Origin of the sequence: Cytobacillus firmus NBRC 15306 (genome assembly GCF_001591465.1) — a bacterium.
GTDB classification, from domain to species: domain Bacteria; phylum Bacillota; class Bacilli; order Bacillales; family Cytobacillaceae; genus Cytobacillus; species Cytobacillus firmus.
The window spans coordinates 23,753-34,326 of sequence record NZ_BCUY01000043.1; the positions used below are offsets into that span (position 1 = coordinate 23,753).

Below are 10,574 nucleotides of genomic sequence, written 5' to 3' on the forward strand. Positions count from 1 at the left end.
TCTTGAATCTTGAGTTAATCGTAAGCTATATTTTAACACTCAGGTTTTTCTTCTGAAAGGTAATTTTAACGTTTCTCTATCTTTTTCAGCAAAACAGCGGCCTGGGAGGCTATTCCCTCTCCCCGTCCTGTAAAGCCAAGCTTTTCTGTAGTTGTTGCTTTCACATTAATATTTTCTTTTTCGGTTTCCAGAAGCTCTGCAATCCGCTCCTGCATTTTACCGATATGAGGAGCCATCTTCGGCTTCTGGGCAATGATGGTGCAGTCTGCATTAACCAGCTCATACCCTTTTTCTTTTACGATTCCCCATACATGCTGCAGCAGCTTTGCCGAATCGGCATCCTTGAATTCAGGATCGGTATCAGGAAAATGCCGTCCAATGTCCCCTTCTCCAATGGCCCCAAGGCAGGCATCTGCCACTGTATGCAGCAGGACATCTGCATCTGAATGCCCTAAAAGCCCTTTCTCATATGGTATTTCAATACCCCCGATAATCAGCGGGCGTCCTTCAGCAAACTGATGAACATCAAAACCTTGTCCAATCCGAAACATGATAACAATCCCCTTTACATATGACTTCTTTTCTTTATAATTGCTTCCGCAAAATAAATATCTTCCGGCGTTGTCAGCTTAATATTATCGTAACTTCCCTCAACAATCACCACTTCTTTGCCTAACCGCTCCACGAGGCTCGCATCATCCGTTCCTAAAAAGCCGTCTTCCTCGGCCTTTCGGTGTGCCTCGAGCAGGGAAGAAACACGAAAGGCCTGTGGAGTTTGAACAGCCCACAGGCAGGAACGTTCAAGTGTTTCTGTGATTAAATGCCCATCAGCTTTTTTAACGGTATCCTTCAGCGGCACTGCCAGAACAGCAGCCCCCTCGTCCCGCGCTGCTACCACCAGAGGCTGCAGTAAATCCCGGGTAATAAAAGGGCGGGCAGCGTCATGAACCAGAACTACTTCCTCACCCGAAGCCGCTTTGGCCGCATTATAGACGCTATGCTGCCTTTCCTTCCCGCCTTCTACCATAGCAGCCACCTTCGTAATATGATGCTTTTTTAAAAGAGCGCGCATTTCTTCCTCATCCTGCAGGTTAATGGCCAGGACAATGTCCGTGCACTCCGGGTCACTCTCAAAAACTCTTAACGTATGTATAAACACAGGGACATTCCCAATTTCCAGAAGAAGCTTATTCTTTCCGGCTCCCATTCGTTTCCCCTGCCCGGCTGCCGGGAGAATCACTTGATAATTCATATTATGGCTCCTATCTCTTAAAAAAGCAGGCAAAAAGGCAGGGAAATCAATCTCCCTGCACATTCTGTCCTACTTTCCATCGTACATTATAAAGCTTTTTCCAGAAGTTTAGGTTTTGCAAAGATCATTCTTCCGGCTGATGTCTGCAGAACACTTGTGACAAGTACATCAATATGTTTGCCAATGTAATTTCTGCCTTCTTCCACCACGATCATCGTGCCGTCGTCCAGATATGCAATCCCCTGATTCTGTTCCTTGCCGTCTTTTATTACCTGTACCTGCATTTCTTCACCTGGAAGCACAACCGGTTTGACAGCATTAGCCAGGTCATTAATATTAAGGACTGCCACTTTTTGCAGTTCACAAACTTTGTTTAAGTTAAAATCATTGGTCACAACGACGCCATTCGTTAGCTTAGCCAGCTTCACCAGCTTGCTGTCCACCTCTTGGATTTCTTCAAAATCGCCTTCATAGATTTCTACATTAATGGAAAGTTCTTTTTGAATCCGATTTAAAATATCCAATCCTCTTCTGCCGCGATTGCGCTTTAATACATCTGACGAATCAGCAATATGCTGCAGTTCTTCCAGTACAAACTGCGGAATGACAATCGTGCCTTCCAAAAAGCCCGTCTGGCAAATATCAGCAATGCGGCCATCGATGATAACGCTTGTATCAAGGATCTTGAGTGATTTTTTAAGTGCAGCTTCAGGCTCAATCTCTTCTTCACCGCTCTTCTTCTTCTTGCTTGAAAATAGACTTAAAAGTTCATCCCGCTTTTTAAAGCCAACCTGAAATCCAAGATAGCCGAACAGCAGCGTCAGCACAATCGGAGCTACGGTATTCAGAATCGGGACCTCAATCGCATTTAGGGCATATCCGATTAAAAAAGCAATGACTAATCCAAAAACTAGGCCGACACTTCCAAAAATAATATCTGTTATAGGTACTTTTACCAGTGATTCTTCTGCCCATCTCACGAAATTGACGACATGATCAACCGCCCAAAAAGTTAAAAGATAAAAAATAATAGCACCTAAAATGGCGGACACATATGGATTATTTAAAAGAGGAATGTCATCTAAACTGATTAATTTTAATAAGTCAGGAATCAAAAATATACCCAGCGTTACCCCGATAATAATGAAGCATGCCTGTACAATACGTTTTAACATTCCTTCACCTCCTTTTAATCATTATAAACAAATTCACAAAATTGAAACCCTGAATCCGGGGGATTTTCAATTTTGTCACTTATAATTATTTCACGATAGTAAAATACCTGTTTGAATTTTTACTTTCATCCACTTTAAGGGTAGCACCATTGGCAATAAATTGTCAAATAAATAACTTATCATTTTAGCATAACCAATTACATAGTTCAATGGTCTCTTTATAGCTGGCGATCCGCAAAAACCTGCTCTTTTATGAGCTTAAGCCCCTCTTTAATTTTTCTTGCCCGCACTTCCCCGATTCCTTCAACCTCATCGAGCTCCTCAACCGTTGCCGTGATGATATTCGGGAATTCTTCAAACCGGTTAATCAGATTATCGATAATAATTGGCGGCAGGCGCGGAACTTTATTCAGCATGCGGTAGCCGCGGGGGCATTTGAATTCTTCCGTGTGAATATACCCGTTGTAGCCTAGAAGCTTTAGAATGACAGAGTCTTCGAGCATTTCCCCTTTTGAAAGCACCTGAAGTTTGACAAGCGCCTCCTTGGAGTCGATGTCTTTTGATTGAGCATAATCTCTAATAATCCATTCGGCTTCCCGTTCAAGCTCCACCAGCAGCTCATTCATCTGGAGCCGGATCAGCCTTCCTTCGGTGCCCAGTTCACTTAAATAGGTGAGCAGCTCATTTTTAATGCGCAGAACCATTTCGATATTATGAAAAACATTGAGGATGTCACTATAGGTAACAAGCTCCTCAAATTCCAGGATGCTGAGATTGCCGATGCTCTGTTCTAGAACGACCTTATATTTTTCAAGCGTCTGCACGGCTACATTTGCCTTCGTTAAAATAACGCCAATATCCCTCAGAGCATAGCGGGAATGCCCTTTATAAAGGGTAATGACATTGCGTCTCTGGGATATGGCAATCACTAATGCGCCTGTTTGCCGGGCAACCCGCTCCGCCGTCCGGTGCCGCATGCCCGTTTCCGTAGATGGCACACCAGGATCAGGAGCCAGCTGGGCATTCGCAATCAGAATCATGTTCCCTTCTTCATTCAAAATAATAGCCCCATCCATCTTGGCCAGCTCATACAAATAACTTGGCGAAAATGGGCAATTAATTTGAAAGCCCCCATCAACAAGATTGCTCAGCTTGTCTTTTGAACCCAATACAATCAGCCCGCCTGTATTGGCACGCAGAACATTATCAATCCCTTCCCTGATAGGCGTACCCGGAGCCATGAACCGAAGGATTTCACTCATCGTTTTTTCGCCCATTTTTTTAGTCTCCATCTTTATCCCCCTAACGCAGCCTTTAGCGCTTCACCAACAGAGCTTACTCCGATCAGTTCAATTCCTCCCGGTGCACTCCAGCCGCCAAGATTGTTGGCCGGCAGGATGACCCGTTCAAAGCCCAGCTTAGCCGCCTCCTGCACTCTTTGTTCGATTCTTGAGACTCTCCTGACCTCGCCTGTGAGTCCTACTTCTCCGATAATGCAGTCTGTTGCTTTTGTCGGCTTATCCCGAAAGCTCGACGCAATGCTGACCGCAATGGCCAAATCAATTGCCGGTTCATCAAGCTTTACTCCGCCAGCGACTTTTAGGTAGGCATCCTGATTTTGCAGGAGCATTCCGACCCGTTTTTCCAAAACTGCCATCAGGAGCGGAACCCGGTTATGATCAATTCCGGTTGCCATTCGTCTTGGATTTCCAAAGCTTGTCGGGGAAATCAGCGCCTGAATTTCAACAAGAACAGGCCTCGTCCCCTCCATGGAAGCAACAACTGTTGAACCGGCAGCCCCTTGTGACCGCTCTTCGAGGAAAATTTCCGATGGATTGGCTACTTCTTCAAGCCCAAGTTCCTTCATCTCAAAAATGCCCATCTCGTTTGTTGACCCGAATCTGTTTTTTACAGCTCGTAAAATCCGGTATGTATGATGGCGTTCACCTTCAAAGTATAAAACCGTATCGACCATATGTTCCAGAAGTCTTGGACCCGCAATGGAGCCCTCCTTTGTAACATGCCCTACGATAAAAATGGCAATTCCCTTCGTTTTGCCAATGCGCATCAGTTCAGCGGTGCATTCCCGGACCTGGGAAACGCTCCCCGGCGCCGATGTCACTTCCGGATGGAAAATCGTCTGTATTGAGTCGATTATGACAAAGTCAGGGTTGACTGTTTCAATCGTTCTGCTTATTTCTTCAAGGCTGGTTTCCGAATAAACGAGCAGACTGTCTGAAGAAACACCTAAGCGGTCAGCCCGCAGCTTCGTCTGGCGCATGGATTCTTCCCCAGATATATAGAGAACCGAATACTTCCTGTTCGCAAGCTGAGAGGACACTTGAAGAAGAAGCGTTGATTTCCCGATGCCCGGATCTCCGCCGATAAGAACAAGGGAGCCTCTTACAATACCGCCCCCCAGGACACGGTTTAATTCTTTTAAATCGGTATGTATGCGGGGTTCGCTGACTGTTTCGATGGATGTAATCGGCGTAGCTTTTGCCGCTATGGCCGTGCCCTGTGAATGTGCAAAAGCGCCTCTTCTCGTTGAAGCAGGCTTTTCCACCTCTTCCACCATCGTATTCCATTGTCCGCACCCCGGACATTTTCCCATCCATTTCGCTGATTCATAGCCGCATTCCTGGCACATGAATTTCGTTTTTCTTTTAGCCATACTTCTTCTCCTCTCTGTACATTCATCCCAGCCGCGGTAAAGGAAAATCTTATTCTTACCGGCCTTGCGTGGAAGAACCAGTGATGAAAGAAGTACGTTAACTTCCTATTCCCTTTTCCAACGGGTCTTAAAATGTTTTTGTCCAGATATCTTTTTCTCTCTTAAAATTAACATAAAACGGCTGAATAAACCTCTTTTAAGGCTGCATTTAAAAATGGCCTGAAAGAGTACAAAAAGGTACACGTATAACAGGGACGTGTACCTTTTTGCTGTGTAAATCATCTGATGCTTTTATTATTGTTCGCTAAACCTTATTTTTGAAGGTTTGCTGTTCTGCTTGGTTCTGCGGTTCTCACTACAAATTCTCCATCCTTCACATCGATTACCACGCTTTGCCCGGTTAGGACTGTTCCTCTTAACAGCTCTTCGGATAAGCGGTCTTCAATATGCTTTTGAATGGCCCGGCGGAGCGGACGTGCTCCGTACTCAGGATCATAGCCCTCAACCGAGATTTTTTCTTTGGCGGCATCTGTCAATTCCAGTGTTATATCCTGTTCCTTCAAACGTTTCGTTAATGCATCAGACATAAGCGAAACGATTTCCTGAAGATGCTTTTTCTCCAATGCATGGAAAACGATAATTTCATCGATACGGTTCAGGAATTCCGGACGGAAGGACTTCTTCATCTCTTCCATTACCTTTCCTTTCATATCTTTGTAATCCTGTTCCCCATCCTGGATGTTAAAGCCAACGTATTTGTTCCGCTTAAGTGCTTCAGCACCTACATTGGATGTCATAATCAGAACAGTGTTGCGGAAATCGACGGTTCTTCCCTTCGAGTCTGTTAATCTTCCGTCTTCCAATACCTGTAATAGGATATTGAATACATCAGGGTGAGCCTTTTCAATTTCATCAAGCAGTACAACAGAGTATGGCTTTCTGCGGACTTTTTCGGTTAACTGCCCGCCCTCTTCATATCCTACATAGCCTGGAGGCGAACCTACCAAACGGGATGTAGAGTGCTTCTCCATGTATTCTGACATATCGATGCGGATCATCGCATCCTCGTCACCGAACATAGCTTCTGCTAAGGCACGGGCCAGCTCAGTTTTACCAACACCAGTCGGGCCAAGGAATACAAATGAGCCAATCGGGCGCTTCGGATCTTTAAGGCCGGCACGGGCACGGCGGACAGCCTTCGAAATGGCCTTAACGGCTTCTTCCTGTCCGATTACACGGGAATGAAGGATTTCTTCCAGATTAAGAAGTTTTTCTGTTTCAGTTTGGGCAAGCTTCGAAACAGGGATTCCCGTCCAGCTGGCCACCACATTGGCAATATCCTCAACCGTCACTTCACTGTTTTCTTTGCCCTGCTTTTCTTTCCATGTTTTCTTCGTTTCTTCCAGCTGTTCACGCAGGCGCTGCTCCGTATCCCTTAAGGAAGCCGCTTTTTCAAATTCCTGGCTTTGTACGGCTGCATCCTTCTCTTTTCTTACGTCCTCAAGCTTAACCTCAAGCTCTTTCAGATTTGGAGGCGTAGTATAAGAGCGCAGTCTTACCTTTGAACCCGCTTCATCGATTAAGTCAATCGCTTTATCCGGAAGGAAGCGGTCTGAAATGTAGCGGTCTGACAGCTTTACGGCTGCTTCAATCGCTGCATCTGTAATGGTTACGCGGTGATGGGCTTCGTAACGGTCGCGCAGCCCCTCAAGGATTTGAACAGATTCTTCGGCAGTCGGCTCATCAACCGTAATAGGCTGGAACCTTCTTTCAAGTGCCGCATCTTTTTCAATGTATTTTCTATATTCATCAAGTGTAGTTGCACCAATACACTGGAGTTCACCGCGGGCAAGAGATGGCTTTAGAATATTGGGAGCATCAATCGCTCCTTCTGCTCCTCCTGCACCTATTAATGTATGAAGCTCGTCAATGAATAAGATGATGTTTCCTGCCTGCCTGATTTCATCCATTACCTTCTTCAGGCGGTCTTCAAATTCACCGCGATACTTCGTTCCGGCAACTACTGTACCCATATCAAGCGTCATAACCCTTTTATCGCGAAGAGTCTCTGGCACTTCATTGTTAATAATCTGCTGCGCAAGGCCCTCAGCAATGGCAGTTTTACCTACACCAGGCTCACCAATGAGAACCGGGTTATTTTTCGTTCTGCGGCTTAATACTTCGATTACACGCTGAATTTCTTTGCTTCGTCCTATAACAGGATCGAGGCTTCCTTCTCTGGCAATAGCAGTCAGATCACGTGCTAATCCATCCAAGGTCGGTGTGTTCGCATTGGCTGCAGAGCCTCCCTGATGGCTGCCGGACTCATTGCTGCCTAACAGCTGAAGCACCTGCTGGCGCGCTTTATTGAGACTGACTCCAAGGTTATTCAATACCCTCGCAGCAACGCCTTCGCCTTCACGGATCAGGCCAAGCAGGATATGCTCTGTTCCTACATAGGAATGACCAAGCTTCCTTGCTTCGTCCATGGAAAGTTCAATCACTTTCTTGGCACGCGGTGTATAGTGAATGGTCTGGGAAGCATCCTGCCCCCTGCCTATTAAATTCTCAACCTCTTTTTGGATCTTATCAGAGCCGAGTCCTAAAGCATACAGAGCTTTAGCCGCAATTCCTTCTCCTTCGCGTACAAGCCCAAGCAGAATATGCTCTGTTCCGATGTTATTATGTCCTAAACGGATTGCTTCCTCCTGTGCTAAAGCCAATACCTTTTGAGCTCTTTCCGTAAATCGTCCGAACATCATATTTTCATCCTCCCAACTCTTGATCTTCCATTTTTAATCTTTCCCTAATCAGTGAAGCCCTGCGGATATCGCGTTCATGCGGTCTGAGCTGCCCGCCTGCATATTGCTGCAGGAATCCGGGCTGTGTCAAAATCATCAGCTCATTCAATATATTTTTTGATATGTTTTTGATGTACTTCATATCAATTCCCAGACGAACATCAGACAAGCATTGTGCCGCTTCCTTTGATTCAATGATCCGGCTGTTTGATAAAACGCCATAAGAGCGGAAGACTCTATCTTCTAATTGTATGTTAGAAGTCTTTGCTAATGCTTCCCTTGCCGATCTTTCCTGAGAAATCAGCTGACTGACAACGCTTTTCAGATCCTCGGCGATATCCTCTTCTGATTTTCCGAGAGTAATCTGATTTGAAACTTGAAAGATGTTACCTAAAGCTTCGCTGCCTTCCCCGTAAATTCCTCTAACAACTAAACCTAACTGGTTAATTGCCGGAATAATCCGGTTCATTTGCTGTGTGAGAACGAGGCCCGGCAAATGCATCATAACCGATGCCCTGAGCCCTGTTCCTACATTTGTGGGGCAGCTTGTTAAAAAGCCAATATCTTCATCAAATGCATAATCGGCTTCTTCCTCCAGCCAATCATCAATTTCATTCGCCATATTTAAGGCTTCAGAAAGCTGAAACCCCGGAAACAGGCATTGAATCCTTATATGGTCTTCTTCATTAATCATGATGCTGACTTCTTCATTTTCAGAAAGAAGGCAGGCACCATGAGTTGAATTCTCAGCAAGATGGGGACTGATTAAATGCTTCTCCATCAGCACTCTTTTTTGAAGCGGCTGAAGGTTATGCATTAATAAAAGCTCCATTTCCCCAAGTTTTGAAAAAGAAGAATGCTCCACCCTTGCCTTTATTTTTTCAATGACTGCTTCTGCTTCTTCATTTGAAAATAAAGTAGGGAATTTATATTGCTTTATGTTGCGGGCGAGTCTGATTCTTGAACTTAACACAATATCTGAATCAGGTCCTTCCGCACTCATCCAGGAGCTGATAGCTTGATTTATGAAACGTTCCAGCGACAAGCTACTCCCCTCCCTTTTGATCGGCATTTAACTGCCTTTCCAATTTCCTTATTTCGTCTCTCAATTCTGCCGCTCTTTCAAACTCTTCTTTGGAAATCATTTCTTTTAAATGATTTTTTAAATCATCAATATTCCTGCGCAAGTGAATGGTTCCCCCGATTCGTGCCGGAATTTTCCCGCTATGTGAGGAATTCCCGCTGTGCAGCCTTCTAAGAATGGGGTTCAATTGGTCTTTAAAAGTCTCATAGCAGCTGGCGCATCCAAAACGGCCAACTTTAATAAATTGCTGAAAGGTCAGGGAGCATTGCTCACACTGCAGAACCTTCTCCTGCTGAAAAGGATCCTGGCCCGACCCCTGAAAGGCAGGCTGAATATTCAAAAGGCCAGCAAGCAAGTTATTTATTGAAAAACCGGACCCGCTGCCCAGCATAAACATTTCACCTTTTTCCTGTGCGCATTTCTCGCAAAGATGAAACTCTGCTTTCTCTCCATTTACAACCTTTGTAAAGTGCAGCGTGGCCGGCCTTTGATTACATTCCTGACAAATCATGACTTCACCTCTCCAGCTTCACTACTATTTATATTTCAAAGTGGTCAACATTGCCTTAAGCATTCTTGCCCTCAGCTCATCCCTGAAAGGAAGATCAATATACAGGACAGAACGGTCTATAACACTAAGCATTATTTTAGCTTCCCTGTGTGTTATAATCTCTTCTTCTACCAGACGGTAGATGACATTCTCCGCACTGCTCTGGGCAATCCTGCTCTGCACTAAAGATATTAACTGGTCAATCAAATCAGCATGGTCATAGGACTGGACTTTCATAATCCGGATAAAGCCACCGCCGCCCCGCTTACTTTCTACTGCATAACCTTTTTCAATCGTAAAACGGGTGTTGATCACATAATTGATCTGAGAAGGAACACACTGGAATTTGTCAGCAATTTCGCTTCTTTTAATTTCCACAATTTCCCTTTCGCTTTTCTCTAAAACCTGTTTGAGATAATTTTCAATTATGTCGGATATATTCCTCACCAGGCCTCCCCCTATCTGACTTTGACTATATTTGACGTTAATTATACATGATTTATGTAATCTCTTGCAAATGGCGGGTATTAATAATTTTCCCCCATTTTTTGACTTCCCAAACCTGATAATGGAAGTTAATGTCGATAACAATATATTTTTGGATGGGCGGGTTTGTGCTTGGGTGGGGAAAGTTTTTTGGATGACAGTTGATGTGTATGGGCTGATTGGTCTTTGAAACGAGGATGGCAAAGCTGGATTGAGCTGCTGGGATGTGTGCAGTTTTTAAATTCTTTGGTGCTGCATCGGTGCAGTTTATCTGACAGGTTTGGAAATTTATCTTGCATGTTTGGAGATTTATCTAACAGGTTTTTGATAATATCCAGCAGAAGTTTCGTTTTATTTAGCATGTTTTAAAGTTTATCTTACATTTGGCACAATTCTTCTTTTCGGAGAATGAAATCGACTATTAAAACAGAGGGAGAGATGAGGAATGGCGCATATAATTTGATTCTGGCGCATCAATGCGAGAAGTGATGCCTATCTGCATTTTCAATAAAAAGAAGAGTCCAGCTAAGATAATTACACACAAAAAAAGAA

Annotated in this window: 9 protein-coding genes; all 9 read right to left on the reverse strand. The window is 44.5% G+C overall.

The window, feature by feature from the left end; all coding sequences use genetic code 11:
- Positions 1-65 precede the first annotated feature (65 nt).
- Positions 66-551: a 2-C-methyl-D-erythritol 2,4-cyclodiphosphate synthase gene (gene ispF, locus BFI01S_RS13075; protein ID WP_061793013.1), complete on the reverse strand. Its 486-nt coding sequence runs from the start codon at positions 549-551 to the stop codon at positions 66-68.
- A 14-nt stretch (positions 552-565) separates the two neighbouring features.
- Positions 566-1,252 carry a 2-C-methyl-D-erythritol 4-phosphate cytidylyltransferase gene (gene ispD, locus BFI01S_RS13080; protein ID WP_061793014.1) on the reverse strand — a complete coding sequence of 229 codons (687 nt, stop codon included), beginning with the start codon at positions 1,250-1,252 and terminating at the stop codon, positions 566-568.
- An 86-nt stretch (positions 1,253-1,338) separates the two neighbouring features.
- Positions 1,339-2,427 (reverse strand): PIN/TRAM domain-containing protein, encoded by a 1,089-nt coding sequence (locus BFI01S_RS13085; protein WP_061793015.1) that lies wholly within the window; start codon positions 2,425-2,427, stop codon positions 1,339-1,341.
- A 218-nt stretch (positions 2,428-2,645) separates the two neighbouring features.
- A complete protein-coding gene (disA, locus tag BFI01S_RS13090; protein ID WP_061793016.1) occupies positions 2,646-3,719 on the reverse strand; it encodes a DNA integrity scanning diadenylate cyclase DisA in 1,074 nt (357 codons plus the stop codon).
- A 2-nt stretch (positions 3,720-3,721) separates the two neighbouring features.
- Positions 3,722-5,101, reverse strand: coding sequence for a DNA repair protein RadA (gene radA, locus BFI01S_RS13095; RefSeq protein WP_061793017.1), 1,380 nt, complete (start codon positions 5,099-5,101; stop codon positions 3,722-3,724).
- A gap of 311 nt (positions 5,102-5,412) precedes the next feature.
- A complete protein-coding gene (gene clpC, locus BFI01S_RS13100; protein ID WP_061793018.1) occupies positions 5,413-7,863 on the reverse strand; it encodes an ATP-dependent protease ATP-binding subunit ClpC in 2,451 nt (816 codons plus the stop codon).
- A 4-nt stretch (positions 7,864-7,867) separates the two neighbouring features.
- Positions 7,868-8,947 (reverse strand): protein-arginine kinase McsB, encoded by a 1,080-nt coding sequence (mcsB, locus tag BFI01S_RS13105; protein ID WP_061793019.1) that lies wholly within the window; start codon positions 8,945-8,947, stop codon positions 7,868-7,870.
- A 1-nt stretch (position 8,948) separates the two neighbouring features.
- Positions 8,949-9,497 (reverse strand): protein-arginine kinase activator protein McsA, encoded by a 549-nt coding sequence (mcsA, locus tag BFI01S_RS13110; RefSeq protein ID WP_061793020.1) that lies wholly within the window; start codon positions 9,495-9,497, stop codon positions 8,949-8,951.
- A 24-nt stretch (positions 9,498-9,521) separates the two neighbouring features.
- The gene (locus BFI01S_RS13115) at positions 9,522-9,983 is read right to left on the reverse strand and encodes a CtsR family transcriptional regulator (RefSeq protein ID WP_009336509.1); all 462 of its coding nucleotides are present in this window, start codon (positions 9,981-9,983) and stop codon (positions 9,522-9,524) included.
- Positions 9,984-10,574 lie beyond the last annotated feature (591 nt).

Bases quoted from the DNA above. Each gene is read 5' to 3' on its own strand.
- disA (WP_061793016.1), bottom strand. From the start codon at position 3,719: ATGGAGACTAAAAAAATGGGCGAAAAAACGATGAGTGAAATCCTTCGG.
- ispF (WP_061793013.1), bottom strand. From the start codon at position 551: ATGTTTCGGATTGGACAAGGTTTTGATGTTCATCAGTTTGCTGAAGGA.
- ispD (WP_061793014.1), bottom strand. From the start codon at position 1,252: ATGAATTATCAAGTGATTCTCCCGGCAGCCGGGCAGGGGAAACGAATG.
- radA (WP_061793017.1), bottom strand. From the start codon at position 5,101: ATGGCTAAAAGAAAAACGAAATTCATGTGCCAGGAATGCGGCTATGAA.
- clpC (WP_061793018.1), bottom strand. From the start codon at position 7,863: ATGATGTTCGGACGATTTACGGAAAGAGCTCAAAAGGTATTGGCTTTA.
- mcsA (WP_061793020.1), bottom strand. From the start codon at position 9,497: ATGATTTGTCAGGAATGTAATCAAAGGCCGGCCACGCTGCACTTTACA.
- BFI01S_RS13085 (WP_061793015.1), bottom strand. From the start codon at position 2,427: ATGTTAAAACGTATTGTACAGGCATGCTTCATTATTATCGGGGTAACG.